This window comes from Rhodobacter sp. TJ_12 (assembly GCF_020023995.1).
Taxonomy (GTDB): domain Bacteria; phylum Pseudomonadota; class Alphaproteobacteria; order Rhodobacterales; family Rhodobacteraceae; genus Rhodobacter.
In genome coordinates this window covers 1-15,706 of sequence record NZ_NRRD01000019.1, presented here as the reverse complement: position 1 = coordinate 15,706, position 15,706 = coordinate 1, and the positions used below count along the sequence as shown (strand labels likewise).

At 63.2% G+C, this 15,706-nt stretch carries 15 protein-coding genes and 1 pseudogene; 13 read left to right on the top strand and 3 right to left on the bottom strand.

All coding sequences use genetic code 11. From position 1 onward, the window contains the following. Positions 1 to 89 precede the first annotated feature (89 nt). Positions 90 to 1,364 (top strand): sensor histidine kinase, encoded by a 1,275-nt coding sequence (locus CKO11_RS13235; protein WP_223639651.1) that lies wholly within the window; start codon positions 90 to 92, stop codon positions 1,362 to 1,364. Next, on the top strand, positions 1,357 to 1,923 hold the full coding sequence (locus CKO11_RS13230) for a response regulator transcription factor (RefSeq protein WP_223639648.1): 567 nt from the start codon (positions 1,357 to 1,359) through the stop codon (positions 1,921 to 1,923). The genes CKO11_RS13235 and CKO11_RS13230 overlap by 8 nt, the downstream gene beginning before the upstream one ends. An 87-nt stretch (positions 1,924 to 2,010) precedes the next feature. Here CKO11_RS13230 and CKO11_RS13225 read toward each other — a convergent pair whose 3' ends face one another. Then, the gene (locus CKO11_RS13225; RefSeq protein ID WP_223639645.1) at positions 2,011 to 3,624 is read right to left on the bottom strand and encodes a DEAD/DEAH box helicase; all 1,614 of its coding nucleotides are present in this window, start codon (positions 3,622 to 3,624) and stop codon (positions 2,011 to 2,013) included. A gap of 285 nt (positions 3,625 to 3,909) precedes the next feature. On the opposite strand from CKO11_RS13225, the gene argS reads away from it, so the two are divergent. The 6 genes from argS to CKO11_RS13195 are packed head-to-tail and all read left to right on the top strand — an operon-like array spanning position 3,910 to position 9,362. Then, positions 3,910 to 5,655 (top strand): arginine--tRNA ligase, encoded by a 1,746-nt coding sequence (gene argS, locus CKO11_RS13220; RefSeq protein WP_223639642.1) that lies wholly within the window; start codon positions 3,910 to 3,912, stop codon positions 5,653 to 5,655. A 57-nt stretch (positions 5,656 to 5,712) separates the two neighbouring features. Continuing rightward, the gene (locus tag CKO11_RS13215; RefSeq protein ID WP_223639639.1) at positions 5,713 to 6,726 is read left to right on the top strand and encodes an SPOR domain-containing protein; all 1,014 of its coding nucleotides are present in this window, start codon (positions 5,713 to 5,715) and stop codon (positions 6,724 to 6,726) included. After that, a complete protein-coding gene (locus CKO11_RS13210) occupies positions 6,723 to 7,721 on the top strand; it encodes a glycoside hydrolase family 3 N-terminal domain-containing protein (protein ID WP_223639636.1) in 999 nt (332 codons plus the stop codon). Before CKO11_RS13215 ends, CKO11_RS13210 begins: the two co-directional genes overlap by 4 nt. Next, positions 7,714 to 8,511 carry a segregation and condensation protein A gene (locus CKO11_RS13205; protein ID WP_223639633.1) on the top strand — a complete coding sequence of 266 codons (798 nt, stop codon included), beginning with the start codon at positions 7,714 to 7,716 and terminating at the stop codon, positions 8,509 to 8,511. Before CKO11_RS13210 ends, CKO11_RS13205 begins: the two co-directional genes overlap by 8 nt. Continuing rightward, the gene (scpB, locus tag CKO11_RS13200; RefSeq protein ID WP_223639630.1) at positions 8,508 to 9,149 is read left to right on the top strand and encodes an SMC-Scp complex subunit ScpB; all 642 of its coding nucleotides are present in this window, start codon (positions 8,508 to 8,510) and stop codon (positions 9,147 to 9,149) included. Before CKO11_RS13205 ends, scpB begins: the two co-directional genes overlap by 4 nt. Positions 9,150 to 9,152: 3 nt before the next feature. After that, positions 9,153 to 9,362 carry a hypothetical protein gene (locus CKO11_RS13195; protein ID WP_223639627.1) on the top strand — a complete coding sequence of 70 codons (210 nt, stop codon included), beginning with the start codon at positions 9,153 to 9,155 and terminating at the stop codon, positions 9,360 to 9,362. A gap of 3 nt (positions 9,363 to 9,365) precedes the next feature. Here the strand turns inward: CKO11_RS13195 and CKO11_RS13190 are convergent, their stop codons facing one another. Next, a complete protein-coding gene (locus CKO11_RS13190) occupies positions 9,366 to 10,154 on the bottom strand; it encodes an enoyl-CoA hydratase (RefSeq protein WP_223639624.1) in 789 nt (262 codons plus the stop codon). A gap of 53 nt (positions 10,155 to 10,207) precedes the next feature. On the opposite strand from CKO11_RS13190, the gene CKO11_RS13185 reads away from it, so the two are divergent. Next, the gene (locus tag CKO11_RS13185; RefSeq protein WP_223639621.1) at positions 10,208 to 10,624 is read left to right on the top strand and encodes a PaaI family thioesterase; all 417 of its coding nucleotides are present in this window, start codon (positions 10,208 to 10,210) and stop codon (positions 10,622 to 10,624) included. 36 nt (positions 10,625 to 10,660) lie between these two features. Here CKO11_RS13185 and CKO11_RS13180 read toward each other — a convergent pair whose 3' ends face one another. Then, positions 10,661 to 12,127: an SLC13 family permease gene (locus CKO11_RS13180; RefSeq protein WP_223639619.1), complete on the bottom strand. Its 1,467-nt coding sequence runs from the start codon at positions 12,125 to 12,127 to the stop codon at positions 10,661 to 10,663. 256 nt (positions 12,128 to 12,383) lie between these two features. Between CKO11_RS13180 and rplM the strand changes: the two genes are divergently transcribed. The 4 genes and pseudogenes from rplM (at position 12,384) to pssA (ending at position 14,984) form a co-directional block, all read left to right on the top strand. Next, positions 12,384 to 12,848 carry a 50S ribosomal protein L13 gene (rplM, locus tag CKO11_RS13175; protein WP_223639617.1) on the top strand — a complete coding sequence of 155 codons (465 nt, stop codon included), beginning with the start codon at positions 12,384 to 12,386 and terminating at the stop codon, positions 12,846 to 12,848. Between the two features lie 2 nt (positions 12,849 to 12,850). Further along, positions 12,851 to 13,348: a 30S ribosomal protein S9 gene (gene rpsI / locus CKO11_RS13170; protein ID WP_223639615.1), complete on the top strand. Its 498-nt coding sequence runs from the start codon at positions 12,851 to 12,853 to the stop codon at positions 13,346 to 13,348. A gap of 178 nt (positions 13,349 to 13,526) precedes the next feature. Beyond that, positions 13,527 to 14,231, top strand: a pseudogene (locus CKO11_RS13165) (phosphatidylserine decarboxylase); the annotation flags it as partial. A gap of 15 nt (positions 14,232 to 14,246) precedes the next feature. Further along, positions 14,247 to 14,984 (top strand): CDP-diacylglycerol--serine O-phosphatidyltransferase, encoded by a 738-nt coding sequence (gene pssA / locus CKO11_RS13160; RefSeq protein ID WP_223639611.1) that lies wholly within the window; start codon positions 14,247 to 14,249, stop codon positions 14,982 to 14,984. Positions 14,985 to 15,706 lie beyond the last annotated feature (722 nt).

Genomic DNA, 15,706 nt, shown 5'->3' with positions numbered 1-15,706 from the left:
CCCCTTCCCATACCAGCCCGCACCGCGCATGGTTGCCCCGGACGCGCGCTTGCGGCATGCTCGCGCCCATCGAGCAGACCGAGACCCGCATGCGCGCCCCGCCCCCAGAGCCAACTCCGCCGATCCGTGCCCCGAAACAGGGCGAAACCGCTTGGCTTTTGGTGCAAATCCGTTGGGTGGGGATTGCCAGTCTGGTGGCGACGCTGGCCTATTCGGTGAAGGTCTTGCAGCTTGATCTGCCGCTGGAGCCGTTGGCGGGGGTGACGGTTCTGTTGGTGTTTTACAACCTGCTGACCGCTGTATCGGTGACGCGCAGCACGATCTTGCCCGATTGGGTGATCGTGGCGCAGCTTGCGCTGGATACCGTTGCGCTGACGTTGTTGTTGGCGCTGACCGGCGGCGCGCAAAGCCCGTTTTCGATGCTGTTGGTGGTGCCGCCGCTGTTGGCGGTGTCGCTTTGTGCGCCCTTGTCGGCGGTGCCGATTTACCTGCTGAGCAATGCGGCGATGTCATTTTTGGTGGCGCTTGCGGTGGGGGCGGGTCCGGCGCCAACGGGGCTGATTTTGGCCTTTGTGCTGACCTCGACCTTGATGGTTTGGTTCGTGTTGCGGCTACGGCTCAGCATGGCGGCGCGCGAGGCGGCGATTGAAGAATTGCGCCGCGCCAAGGCCGAAGCGGATCAACTGGTGGGGCTGGGGCTTTTGGCGTCGGGCATGGCGCATGAATTGGGCACACCTTTGACCACGCTTGCAGTGACGCTCGATGATTGGGCCGATATTGGCCCGCCCGAAGGGGAGGCGCTGGCCCCGGAACTGGACCGGATGATCACCCAGTTGCACCGCTGCCGCGCCATCGTTTCGCGCACTTTGCAAGCGGCGGGGCGGGAGCGGCTGGAGGCCGCCGCCGATGTTCCGGCCGAAGCCGAGATCCGGCGCATTTTGGCAACATGGAGCGGCTCACGCGGGCGGGCGCGGGTGCCGCTTGTGGCGGCAAGCAGCTTGCGCGGCGCGCGCATCCTGACCGCGCCGATTTTTGAAGCCGCATTGGTGAACCTGCTCGACAATGCGGAAAGTCTGGCCCCGGGCACGCTTTCGGCCACGCTGGCATGCGAGGGCGGACGGCTGGAACTGGTGCTGAGCGACCGCGGGCCGGGCTTTCCCGAAACCGTGTTAGCACACCCCGGCGCGCCGTTTCTGTCGGGGTCTGGCCAGCCCGGGCGCGGTCTCGGGCTGTTCTTGGCCCGCAATGCGATCGACCGGCTTGGCGGCCGGATGGAATTGCGCAATACCTCTCGCGGGGCCGCGGTGCGGGTAAGCCTGCCGCTTCTGGCCCGATCCAGCTCCGAGGAGACCCGCCATGAGTGACCAGACCCCGTGCCTTTTGGTGGTCGAAGACGATCCGCATTTGGCTGAAACGCTGGCCGCGGCCTTTGCCCGGCGCGGCTATGAGGTGCATTCGGCCACCCGGGAAGAAGCGGCCATCGGTCTGGCGGGGCGCTATGCGTTCACCCATGCGATTGTCGATCTGAAACTGGCCGAGGGGTCGGGGCTGGGCGTGGTCAAGGCTTTGGGGGAAAAGCAGGATCCGCCCGCCATCGTGGTGCTGACGGGGTTTGCCTCGATCTCGACGGCGGTCGAGGCGATCAAGCTGGGCGCGACGCAATATTTGGCCAAACCCGCCACCGCGCGCGAAATCGAAGCCGCTTTCGGCCATCGCGCAGGGATGGCGATGCCCGAGATCGAGGCGCCGCAGATCGGCGTGAAGGCGCAAGAATGGGAGCTGATCCAGCGCACCTTGGCCGAGACCGGGTTCAATATCTCGGAAACGGCGCGGCGGCTGGGGATGCACCGGCGCACACTTGCGCGCAAACTGGCCGCGCATCGCGCCGCAACCGAAGGCGCAAGCGACACGGCAGAGCTTTGAGCCGCCGCCAAGAATAATGACAGCAAAAAGCCCCGGAAAACCGGGGCTTTAAAACATCTCCTAGCGGAAAACTCGCCGAGGAAGCCATCAGCTTTCCGAGGGTTCTTCGACATCCACATCGGCATCGGCCGAGGCGCTGGCCGGTGACGCTTTACGCGGGGCGGCGCTGTCTTTTGCGGCCGGTTTCGGGCTGGTGCGGAAGGAGCGCAGCAAGAAATCGGGCACGTGATCGCCCATGCCGACCACGGCGGGACCATTGTCGCGGTTGCGCCCCCGGTCGCGGCGGTCTTCGCGGCGGGTTTCATTGCGCGGCTCGGGGCGTTTGGCCTCCGGCACATCCACGATCAGGCTGTCTTCGGTCTCTGCCTCGGTCTTCGGCGCGGCGCTGACCTCGGGGGTATTATCCTTGTCGTTGCGCGGGGGGCGCTGCTTGTCGTCGCGGGTGCGCTCGCTTCTGCCCCGACCGCGCCCGCCGCGCGACCGGCTGTTGCGGCTGCCCTTGTCGTCGTCATATTTGCGCGGTTCGCGATGCGCCGCTTCGGACAGCGCAAAGCCCTCGGGTGCTTCGGCACGGGGGATTTCCATGTTCACCAGCGCTTCGATCGCGGCCAGGTATTTCGCGTCGCCCGGCGTGCCAATCGACATGGCGGCACCTTTGCGACCCGCACGGCCGGTGCGGCCAATCCGGTGCACGTAATCTTCGGCATGGCTGGGCAGGTCGTAGTTGAAGACGTGGCTCACGGCGGGAATATCAAGCCCGCGCGCGGCGACATCGGACGCCACCAGCAATTGCAAAGAGCCATCGCGGAACGCATCCAGCGTGCGCATGCGCTGGCTTTGATCCAAATCGCCATGGATTGGCGCGGCGTTGAACCCATGCGTCTTGAGCGATTTGGCCACGATATCCACATCCGTCTTGCGGTTGCAGAAAATGATCGCGTTGGTGCAGGCCTCGCCTTCCGCCGAAATCAGCGCGCGCAACAGTTCGCGCTTGGCTTTCGCGGTTTGGTCACGGCGCGGCGGGGCAATTTCCACCAGCGTTTGGGTGATCGTTTCAGAGGTCGTCGCCTGCCGCGCCACTTCGATGCGGGCGGGCGTGTGCAAGAAGGTATTGGTGATCCGCTCGATTTCCGGCGCCATCGTGGCCGAATAGAACATCGTCTGGCGGGTGAAGGGCGTCAGTTGGAAGATGCGCTCGATATCCGGAATAAAGCCCATGTCGAGCATCCGGTCGGCCTCATCCACCACCATGATCTGCACGCCGGTCAGCAACAGCTTGCCGCGCTCGAAATGATCCAGCAGGCGGCCCGGGGTGGCAATCAGCACGTCCACGCCCCGGTCAATCAGCTTGTCTTGTTCGCCAAAGCTGACGCCGCCGATCAACAGCGCCTTCGTCAGTTTGGTGTATTTGGCATAGGTGTCGAAGTTCTCGGCGACCTGCGCAGCCAGTTCGCGTGTCGGGCACAGCACCAGCGAGCGCGGCATGCGCGCGCGGGCACGGCCTTTGTCCAGCATCGTCACCATCGGCAAGGTGAAAGACGCGGTCTTGCCGGTCCCTGTCTGGGCGATGCCCAGCACATCTTTGCCCTCAAGCGCATGGGGGATCGCGCCAGCCTGAATGGGCGTGGGCGTTTCATAGCCCGCCTCGGCGACCGCCTTGAGAACATCGGGGGACAGTTTGAGATCGGTAAACTTCGTCATAAGCGTCCTTCATCGCGCGACCATCGGGTTCGGCGCGGGGTGGGGGGACGCTATTTCCGGGCGTCCCGGTCGATTGGTCGCACGGATTGCGACGCGATTGCCCTACTTCATAGCGGAGCGAACGTCAACAAACTGCCAAAAATGCCCCTGATTCGGCCTGCGACGCAGGGGCGCGGGGCGGTTTTTTGCCAGGTGAGTCGCTTTCGGGCATCACGCACGCGCCACCGCGTCAGTTGACGGGGGCGCGGCGCTCTGGCAGGGGAAAGGCAACGAAGGATGCCGATCATGAACATTTTTGCCGATATCCGCTGCACGATCATTGCGGCGCTTGAGGAAATGGAAGCCGAGGGCACGCTGCCCGCCGGGCTGGATACTGCCAATGTCGCGGTCGAACCGCCGCGCGATCCCGCGCATGGGGATATGGCGACCAATGCCGCGATGGTGCTGGCCAAACCCGCCAAGATGAACCCGCGCGCCTTGGCCGAGGCGTTGGTGGAACAATTGTCCGACGATCCGCGCATCGCCTCGGCCGAAGTGGCAGGGCCGGGCTTCATCAACCTGCGGCTGGCCCCGGGGATCTGGGCGGATGTGATCCGCGCCGCGCTGCAAGAGGGGCGCGACTTTGGCCGCTCGGACCTTGGCCGGGGCGTGAAGGTGAATGTCGAATATGTGTCGGCCAACCCGACCGGGCCGATGCATGTGGGCCATACCCGTGGCGCGGTCTTTGGCGATGCTTTGGCAAGCCTGCTTGATTTCGCGGGCTATGATGTGACGCGCGAATATTACATCAATGATGGCGGCGCGCAGGTCGATGTGCTCGCCCGCTCTGCCTATGAGCGCTACCGGGAGGCGAATGGCCTTGAGCCGGAAATCCGCGAAGGGCTGTACCCCGGCGATTACCTGATCCCGGTGGGCGAGGCGCTGAAGGCAAAATATGGCGCAAGCCTGATCGATAAGCCTGAGGAAGACTGGCTGGCCGATGTTCGCGAATTCGCCACCGAAGCGATGATGGAGATGATCCGTGGCGATCTCGCGCTTTTGGGCGTGAAGATGGATGTCTTCTATTCGGAAAAATCGCTTTACGGCACGGGCCAGATCGAAGGCGCGTTGAAGCGGCTTGAGGATTTGGGCCTGATCTATGAAGGCGTGCTGGAGCCGCCGAAGGGCAAGCTGCCCGAAGATTGGGAAGAGCGTGAGCAGACGCTCTTTAAATCCACCCAATACGGCGACGATGTGGACCGCCCGGTGAAAAAGTCGGATGGCGCTTGGACCTATTTCGCCCCCGATATCGCCTATCACTGGACCAAGATCGACCGTGGCTTCGATCTGTTGATCGACGTGTTCGGGGCCGACCATGGCGGTTACGTCAAGCGGATGAAAGCGGCGGTTGCGGCGCTGAGCGAAAACAAGGTCAGCCTTGATATCAAGCTGATCCAGCTTGTGAAGCTGTTCAAAAACGGCGAGCCCTTCAAAATGTCGAAACGGGCTGGCACCTTTGTGACGCTGCGCGACGTGGTGGAACAGGCGGGGGCCGATGTGACCCGGTTCCATATGCTGACCCGCAAGAACGATGCGCCTTTGGATTTCGACTTTGACAAGGTGCTGGAACAGTCGAAGGACAACCCCGTTTTCTATGTGCAATATGCCCATGCCCGCGTGGCCTCGGTGCTGCGCAAGGCGGTTGAACTGGGCGTTGATGTGAATGATGCCGCGCTGGCGGATGCCGATCTGAGCCGCAACACGCATGAGGCTGAACGCGCCTTGGCGAAGAAAATCGCGGAATGGCCGCGCTTGGTCGAGATTGCCGCGCGCGCGAACGAACCGCATCGGATCGCGTTCTTCCTTTACGAAATCGCGTCTGACCTGCATGCGCTATGGCATCGCGGCAATGAGGAAACCGCGCTGCGGTTTGTGCAAGAAGACGACCTGCCGCTCACATCGGCGAAAATCGCCCTTGCGCGGGCCTGTGCCGTTGTGATTTCGGCTGGTCTTGGTATTCTTGGCGTCACCCCGGCTGAAGAGATGCGCTAAGCTCCCGCCGAGGGCAGAAGTCCGGGGGTCACCACCCCAACCGGCAAAGAGGCGAGCATGCAACAACCCGATCCCCGGATGGGCGGGCCAAATGACGGCTCTGGCGGGGGCGCGCCCCCGATGCAACGCTGGGTGCAATGGGCTGGCGCGGCCAGTTCGGTTGCGCTGGTGATTGGGGTTGTGATCTGGGGCTACAAGCTGGCGGTGCGCGATGTGTCAGGCGTGCCGATCATCCGCGCGATGGAGGGGCCGGCGCGGGTTGCGCCGGAAAATCCCGGCGGCGATCTGGCGGCTCATGTCGGTTTGGCGGTGAACGAAGTCGCGGGCTCGGGCTTGGCCGCGCCGGGGCCGGACCGCGTTGTTTTGGCGCCCGAGCCGACCGATCTGGCCCCCGATGATGCGCCGATGGCTGCTTTGCGCCCGCTCCCCGAGATCGCGCCACCCGAAGAGGCGGCGACCCCCGAGGTCGAGGCCGAAGGCGAAGATATTGCCGCGCTGCCGGTGCCCGATCGTGCGCGCCCGACGCCAGAGGGCGCCCCAACTCCAGATAGGGCCGACGCCCCCGAACCTGGGATCGAAGCGGCGGTGGCCGCCGCGATGCAAGACATTTTGGAAGAAGAGCCCGCCGAGGCCGTCGCGCCGGAAGAAGAGGCGGCTGTGCCGCCCGAAGATATCATTTCGCCCGATGTGCCGGGGCTTGCCCGCTCCCCCCGCCCGGTGCCGCGTCCTGCGCGCGATTTGCAGGCCGAAGCGGCTGCCGCCGCGCGCGCGCAAGCGGACGGAGCGGAGGTCGAGGAATTGGATCCCGCCGAGGTGCCTGCGGGCACCCGCGTTGTGCAATTGGGAGCCTTTGACAGCCCCGAGATTGCGCGGGCGGAATGGGATCGTGCCATGCGCCGCTTCGATGCGTTGATGATCGGCAAGCGGCGCATCGTGCAAGAGGCGATTTCTGGCGGGCGGAGCTTCTGGCGGCTGCGGGTCGAGGGCTTTGCCAATGTCGATGAGGCGCGCCAATTCTGTGCCGCGCTGGTGGCCGAAGGGGCCAATTGCATCCCGACGGTCATGAAATGAGCGCGCCCGGCGCCACGATCTTGGGGCTGGAGGGGCTGGCGCTTGGGCACGACGAGGCGGCCTTTTTGCGCGCGGCGGACCCTTGGGGGCTGATCCTTTTTGCCCGCAATGTCGAAAGCCCGGCGCAACTGGCGCGGCTGACGGCACAGGCGCGCGAGGCGCTTGGCCGCGATGCGCCGATTTTCGTCGATCAGGAAGGCGGGCGGGTGCAGCGGTTGCGCGCGCCGCAGTGGCGTGACTGGTTGCCCCCGCTTGAGGAAGCCCGCACCACCGGGCCGCGTGGGCTTTGGCTGCGCGCGCGTTTGCAGGCGGCGGAACTGCGCGCGGTGGGGATTGATGGCAATTGCGCGCCCACCTGCGATATTGCCGGGCCGCGCACGCATCCGTTTTTGCACAACCGCTGCTTGGGCGAGACCGTGGCCGAGGTGGTGCAAAACGCCCGTGCCACCGCCGAGGGGTTGTTGGCCGGGGGCGTTTTGCCGGTGGTCAAGCACATGCCCGGCCATGGCCGGGCCGAGGCCGACAGCCACAAGAACCTGCCCATGGTTGCGGCCAGTGCCGCCGATCTGCGCGCCAATGATTTCGCGGTCTTCACGGCGTTGAATGACCTGCCCTTGGGCATGACCGCGCATATCCGCTTTCCGGCCTTTGACACTTCGCCCGCCACGCAAAGCGCCAAGGTGATTGATCTGATCCGCCAAGAAATTGGCTTTGCCGGGCTTTTGATGACCGATGACATCACGATGCAGGCGCTCTCGGGCCGTTATGCGGATCGGGCGCAAGCTGCGCTTGCCGCGGGATGCGATCTGGTGCTGCATTGCAATGGCACGCGTGCGGAAATGGCCGAAACCGTGGCCGCGGCGGGGGCGCTGTCGCCGGCCGCTGCGTTGCGGGCCGAAGCCGCCTTGCGCTGGCGCCATTCCCCCGAAGAGGTTGACTTGGATGCTTTGAGTGCCGAGTTTGAGAACCTCTCGCACGGGACAAGGGATGGCTGAAGCGACAAGCCTTTTTGAAAGCACCTCGGTCAGCGAACGGCTTGCGGCCGAGGCGCTGATTGTCGACGTGGATGGGTTCGAAGGCCCGCTGGATCTTTTGCTGACGCTGTCGCGCACGCAAAAGGTGGATTTGCGGCGCATTTCCGTTTTGGCCTTGGCAGAGCAATATCTGGCCTTTGTGGACCGCGCCAAAGCGCTACGGATCGAACTGGCCGCCGATTATCTGGTGATGGCGGCGTGGCTGGCGTTTTTGAAATCGCGCCTTTTACTGCCGCCCGAACCGGGGGAAGAGGGGCCTTCGGCCGAGGACATGGCCGCCCATCTGGCATTTCAGCTTGAACGGCTTTCCGCGATGCGCGAGGCGGCGGCGCAATTGATGGCGCGCGACCGGCTTGGGCGTGATTTCTTTGCCCGCGGGCTGGAGGAAAGCGTCGCGCGGGTGCGTAAGGTGCGCTACACCGCCAGCCTTTTGGATATGATCCAGGCCTATGCCCGCATTCGCACCCGCGATGAATTCCGCCCCTATGCGTTTGACCGGCGCGATGTCTTTACTATGGAAGATGCACTGGACCGGATGCGCGGCATGATTGGCTTCGCGGGCGACTGGACCGAGCTGACGAGTTACCTTCCCGAGGGCTGGGAGTTGGAGCCGAAGCGCCGCCGCTCTGCCACGGCGGCGACCTTTGCCGCTTCGTTGGAGCTGGCTAAGCAAGGCCATATCGAAATTCGCCAAAGTGAAACCTTCGCGCCGATTGCGATCCGCGCCCGAACCACCCCGCGTGAGACATGAGTGACAGCCGTTACGACCCGAATGAGAAATCTCTGTTCGAGGCGCCGCCCTTGGCGGAACAGGAGCGGATGGTCGAGGCGATCTTATTTGCCTCGGCAGAGCCGGTGACGGTGCGCGAAATGCAAGACCGGATGCCGCATGGTTCGGATGCCGGGGAGGCCTTGGCCTATTTGCAGCGCCGTTACGAGGGGCGTGGGGTGCATTTGGTCAAGGTGGGCAATGCTTGGGCCTTTCGCACCGCGCCGGACCTTGGGTTCTTGATGCAAAAGGAAACGGTGGAGATGCGCAAGCTGTCGCGCGCGGCCATCGAGACCTTGGCGATCATCGCCTACCACCAGCCTGTGACCCGCGCCGAGATCGAAGAAATTCGCGGTGTGGCAGTGAGCCGGGGCACCATCGACCAGCTTTTGGAGATGGAATGGATTCGCCTTGGGCGGCGGCGGATGACGCCGGGGCGCCCGGTGACCTTTATCGTGACCGAAGGGTTTTTGGATCATTTTGGGTTAGAATCGGCGCGCGATCTGCCGGGGATCAAGGAGCTGCGCGCGGCGGGGCTTTTGGACAATCGTCCGATGCCCGGCGCCGACGAGGAAGAGGGCGACATGGTCGGCCAAAGCGAATTGTTCGAGGAGGAGTGACCCATGGACCTTGGCCGAGTGGTGCAGATGGTGGTGAACATGGTGATGCGGCGTGCGATGCGCACGGGCGTTAACAAGGGCATCAACATGATGGCCAGCAAAGGTAAACCCGCCGCCCAGATGACGCCGGAAGAAAAGCAAGCCGCCGCCAAGGCCCGCCAAGCGGCGCGGCGCGCGCGCCAAGCAGCCAGCATCGCGCGGCGGCTGCGCTAACGCCTAGTCTGCCCAATCGGGCTTGCGCTTTTCGATGAAAGCCTGCACGCCTTCGGCGGTGTCACGGTAAAGCATGTTTTCCGTCATGATCGCGCCGGCATGGGCGTAAGCCTCGGCCAAGCCCATCTCGATTTGCTCGTAAAAGGCGCGCTTGCCGATCTTGACTGCCGCGCCCAGTTTCGCGGCAAGCGTTTCGGCCAATTGGCTGCTGGCCGCTTCCAAGTCCGCATGCGGCACCACGCGGTTCACCAGCCCCACCTCGCGCGCGCGCTCAGCACTGATAAAGTCGCCGGTGGTCAGCATTTCAAAGGCCACCTTGCGCGGCACGGCGCGGGTCAGTGCGACCATCGGCGTGGAACAGAACAACCCGATATTGACGCCATTCACGCCAAAGCGCGTGCCCTCGGCGGCGATGGCCAAATCGCAAGACGCCACCAATTGGCAGCCTGCCGCCGTGGCAATGCCATGGGCTTCGGCAATCACCGGCTGGGGCAGGGCGGGGATCATTTGCATCACTTCGGCACAGCGGGTGAACAGATCGGCGAAATAGGCTTTGCCGCCATCTTGCGCTGCGCGCCCGCGTTGCATTTCCTTCAGGTCATGGCCCGCGCAGAAGACTTTGCCCGCGCCTTTGAGCACCACGACCTTGACCGTGGCATCTGCCGCTATTTCCTCAAACCGGGCTTTCAGCGCGGCCAGCATCGCATCGGACAGCGCATTCAGGCTGCCGGGGTTGTTCAGCGTCAGATGCGCGATGACGCCACGTTTTTCCATCTCTACCAGATCGGTCATTGAAACTCCTCCCTTTGCGGCGAAGTCTGGAAGGCCATAGCCGCGAGGGGAAGATGCAACTGCAAATGGACGTAACGTCACTGGAGACGTTCTTGGCGCAAGAATTCCCGCAGGTGGCGGGAATGTTCGCGATTGAGCGGCTGGACGAAGAATTGGTTGTGCGGCTTCAGGTCGATGACAGCCATCTGCGCCCCGGTGGCACGGTGTCGGGGCCCAGCATGTTCGCGCTGGCGGATGTGGGGATTTACCTTGCGATCTTGGCGCGGATTGGGCCGGTGGCGCTGGCCGTTACCACAAATGCCAGTATCGACTTTTTGCGCAAACCCGCCGCCGGGGCGGATTTGCTGGCCCATGTGCGGGTGCTCAAACTGGGGCGCAGTTTGGCGGTGGGCGAGGTGCTGATCTATTCGGACGGGCAGGGGGCGCCGGTCGCGCGTGCCTCGATGACCTATGCGATCCCGCCGAAATAGGGCGGCAGCGGCGGGTGTCGCTGCCGCGCGGGCCGATCAAAGGCCAAAGACGAACGGGGCAAGCCCCATCACCGCCGCCCAGATCACCGCAATGCTGAGCAGGTTCACCACGAAACCTGCGCGCACCATATCGGCCAGCTTGAGCCCCTTATAGGTGAAGACAATCGCATTGGGCGGCGTGGCGACAGGCAGCATGAAGGCCATCGAAGCGGCCAAGGCCACGGGCACCATCAGCCATTCAACCGCGATGCCGCGTCCGACCGCGACGGCGCCCAGAACCGGCAGGAAGGTTGCGGCCGAAGCGGTGTTGGAGGTGATGCCGGTCAAGAACACCATCACCGCAGCGACGATCAGCACCAGAACCGACAAGGGCACCTCGTCCACGGCGGCAACATCTTCGCCGATCCACGCGGCGAGCCCAGTTGTTTCAAACGCGCTGGCCAGAGCAAGGCCGCCGCCGAACAGGATCAACACCCCCCAAGGCAGACGCGGCGCCACACTCCAATCCAGAACAAACCCCTGTCCGCGCCCGGCGGGCAAGGCAAACAGCACCACCGCGGCGGTGATCGCGATCCCGCTGTCCGAGACCGGCAGCCCCAGCGGCTCGCGGAAGATCCAGGCCATCGCGGTCAGGGTGAAGACCACCGCAACGGTTATTTCGCCGCGCGACATGGGGCCAAGTTGGGCGATTTCGGCGCGGATCACGTTTTGCACCGAAGCCAGATCCAGATCGCGGACATTAAAGGCGAGGCGGGTCAAGATCCAATGCGTGAGCGGCAGCATCACCACCACGATCGGCACGCCCAAAAGCATCCAGCGGAAAAAGCCAACTTCAATGCCGTGCCCGGTTTCCAAAAGGCTGGCCATCAGCGCATTGGGCGGGGTGCCGATCAAGGTGCCCGCGCCGCCGATTGAGGCCGAAAAAGCAATCGAGAGCATCAGCGCCACGCCGAATTGATGCGCGCGCTCTTTGTCGGGGCTTTCACTTTCGACCACCTCGACGACCGAAGCGCCCACCGCAACCATCATCACCGCTGTCGCCGTGTTGGATATCCACATCGACAAGAAGGCCGTGGCCAGCATGAAGCCGGCGATGATTCCCTCGGGTGTGCGGCCAAGGGCGGCCACGACATGCAATGCAATGCGGCGGTGCAGCCCCCAACGCTGCATCGCCCCGGCCAGAAGAAAGCCGCCCAGAAACAGAAAGATCAGATGGTTGCCATATTGCGCGGTAATCGTGCTGATGGGCGCGATGTCCAAAATCGGCATCGCGACGATGGGCACAAGCGCAGTGGCGGGCAGCGGGATCGCTTCGGCCAGCCACCAAATCACCATCCAGCCTGCCACGCAGACAAGCTTCCACGCCTCTGGGCTAAGACCCAGCGGGGCGGTTACGGTGAGCGCCGGGATCACGCAAAGCGGCCCCAGTATCAGTGCCAAGCTCCGAAACGGGCCGAGGCGTTGCGCCTCTTCCGCTTGGTGTTGCGGGCTTTCGCCGGTCATGAAATTCTCCCTCATTTCGCACCGCTCTCCCTATCACGGGAAAAGATGACATGCGCCGCGACGCGATGCACGGGGCGGGCAGATTGTCCGGGCTGACTCGGCTGTTTTCTGCTGCGCGGTGTGGGGTAAATAAATACCTATTTTTTAGTCCATTGAAAACGCTTTAAAAAATGAGCGCGAAGGGCCTTGATCTGTGCGCCGAAATGCTTGAAAAGCCCCCATCCGAATTCCACAACCCTTCAAAGGGCGATCGACAATGAAAACCTATACCGCGAAACCGGCGGAGATCGAGAAGAAGTGGATCCTGATTGACGCCGAGGGCGTCGTTCTGGGCCGCCTCGCCACGATCGTTGCCATGCGCCTGCGTGGCAAACACAAGCCGACCTTCACCCCCCATATGGACATGGGTGATAATGTCATCATCATCAACGCCGACAAGGTGCAGATGACGGGCAACAAGCGTTCCGACAAACGCTACTACTGGCACACTGGCCACCCGGGCGGCATCAAGTTCCGCACCGCGCGCCAAGTGCTGGAAGGGGCGCATCCGGAGCGCGTCGTGATCAAAGCCGTTGAGCGCATGATCTCGCGCAACCGTCTTGGCCGTGCGCAAATGGCGAACCTGCGCGTTTACGCCGGGTCCGAACATCCGCATGAAGCCCAGCAGCCCGAAGTTCTGGACGTGAAAGTCCTGAACAAGAAGAACACCCGGAGCGCGTAATCATGTCCGATATCAAATCCCTCGACGATCTGAAGTCGGCCGTGTCGGGCACCCCCGCCGAAGCCGAGACCGCCGTGGCCGAAGCTGCGCCCCGCACCCCGGTGCGCGACGCGCAAGGCCGTGCCTATGCCACCGGCAAGCGTAAAAACGCCGTGGCGCGCGTGTGGGTCAAACCCGGTTCGGGCAAGATCACCGTCAACGGCAAGCCGATGAACGAATATTTCGCGCGTCCGGTGCTGCAACTCATCGTCAACCAGCCCTTCGGTGTGGCCGGTGTCGAAGGCCAATATGACGTGATGGCGACCGTGGTTGGCGGTGGTCTTTCGGGCCAGGCCGGTGCGGTCAAGCACGGCATCTCGAAAGCGCTGCAACTGCACGAGCCGGGCCTGCGCGCCCCGCTGAAAGCCGCTGGCTTCCTGACCCGCGACTCGCGCGTGGTTGAACGGAAGAAATACGGTAAGGCGAAAGCCCGTCGTAGCTTCCAGTTCTCGAAGCGCTGATCTTTCAGATCACTTTTCGCAGATTCGAATGGGCTCGCATCTTTGCGGGCCCATTTGCATATGTGATACGCGCAAAAGGCTGCGCGGTTCGGGCGCGGGGGGCGGGGCACGGGTTGATGTTTGCGCGGCGGGGCTTTTGCGCTAGGACTCGCGCGACCAACAAGAGCATCCGCAAAGGAACCCCATGTCCGTTTCCATGCTTTCTACCTTCGTCAAGCCGATGCATCCCGAAGGCCGCAAATTTGTGGCTATCGCGGCGGCGATCACGCTGGTTCTGTTTCTGATCTGGACGCCGCTGGGCTGGATCGGCACCGGGCTGACCGTCTGGGTTTATTATTTCTTCCGTGACCCGGTGCGGGTGACGCCGACGCGCCCCGGGCTGATGGTGTCGCCCGCCGACGGGGTGGTGTCACTGCTGGAGCCCGCGGTGCCGCCCGCCGAGCTTGAACTGGGCGATCAGCCGCTGACCCGGGTCTCGGTCTTCATGTCGGTGTTCAACTGCCATGTGAACCGTCTGCCGATGGCGGGCAAGATCACCAAGGTCGCCTATCACGAGGGGCTGTTTCTCAATGCCTCGCTCGACAAGGCGTCGAAAGACAATGAACGCAACGGGATCGCGGTCGAAACACCCGATGGTCTGCGCTACGGTGTGGTGCAGATCGCCGGTCTGGTCGCGCGGCGCATCCTGTGCTTTGTGCGCGCGGGCGACAGCGTCGCCACGGGGGAGCGGTTCGGGCTGATCCGATTTGGCTCGCGCCTTGATATCTATCTGCCCGAAGGGGTGGACCCGATGGTGTGCATCGGCCAGACGATGATCGCGGGGGAAACCGTGATCGCCGATCTGCTCAGCCGTGAAGCGCCGCGCGAAGGCCGTGGCCAGTAAGAAAGGGCCCCAATCATGAGCCGTGAGCCGCAAGACCGCGAACGTATGCCTTTTTTGATGCTGTTGCCCAATCTGGTGACGCTGTCGGGGATGTGCCTTGGCCTGACCTCGATCCGCTTTGCCATGGTGGGCAAATATGAAACCGCGGTGATGTTGCTGCTTTTGTCGGCGGTGATCGACGGGTTGGACGGCCTTTTGGCGCGCCGGCTCAAGGCGACCTCCGATTTCGGGGCGGAGCTGGACAGCCTGTCGGATTTTCTATGTTTCGGCGTGGCGCCCGGGGTGCTGGTCTATCGTTTCGCGATGGGCGAGGGCAATGCGCTGGGCTGGATTTTCGTGCTGGTCTATGCGGCGGCGGCCTGTTTGCGGCTGGCCCGTTTCAATGTGATGCGTGGCGAAGAGGGGGCGACCACCCATTTCACCGGGGTGCCCGCGCCTGCGGGGGCGATCTTGGCGCTGTTGCCGGTGTTTTTGACCTTTGGGGGGTGGCTGGATGCCCAGCATCACGCGCCGATGCTGTCGGCGCTTTGGTTGGGCTTTGTCGGCATGCTGATGATCTCGCGATTGCGCACCTTCTCGCCCAAGGCGCTCAAGCTCAAGGGGCTGGGCGTGGTCGCGACCTTGATGGGAACGGTGATCGTGGTCGGCCTTGTGGTGACGAAACTGTGGCTCTTTCTGATCGTAATTGATCTGCTCTATATCGCAGTTCTGGTGCCGGGGATCTGGCGGATGAAGGGGCGCATCCTGCGCTAAGCGGCAAGCAAAGACGAAAAAAGGCCGAGGCAGAGCGATCTGCCTCGGCCTTTTCCGTTTGGGTCCGGGGTGGCGAAGGGGCCTTGCCGACCCCGCGCTGAGTCGCGGCTTTCGGAAAAAACGGGCGATTCTGGTGTGGCAGCGTGCTGTGTGGCGCCTCTGTCGGGGGCACGGGCGACTCGCAAGGCGCATTGCGGCCCTGTCGCCCGCATCCAGCACGCATGATTCTCTCTTCAGAGGCGATCTGGTGCATCTTTAAGTTGTGCGACGCTTGGGGGGCTGTTCACAAAATGCCCAAGTTTTCCTCGGAAAAACGAAGCCTAACGAAGAAAAATGACGTTTTCGCAAAAAAGGCTCTTGCGGCCCCCGGTCGAGATGCGTAGAACACCCCTCACCGAAGCGGCACACACCGCAACGGGACGCGGAACGGCGCCAACGCAAGGCGGTGCGGGGAAGCAAAAAAACTACTGAGGTTAGGCAGCCTGAAACGCCATAGTAAGAGTGGCGCTTCTGGTTTGTTTTTGCCTCTTGCTCTTTGACATTGATGGATATCTGAAGAGATATGTGGGCGGTTTGGGCGCGAGAGCGACTGCGGACCGAGACATATCGGCGCTCTAGCTTCGGCGATGATGAGCGTAGTCAGCTTCACTGTTTGGCGGCTCCGGTTTCCGGAGACGACAAGCAGATGTGACGATCCCTTCGGGGATCAGATATGTGCAAGG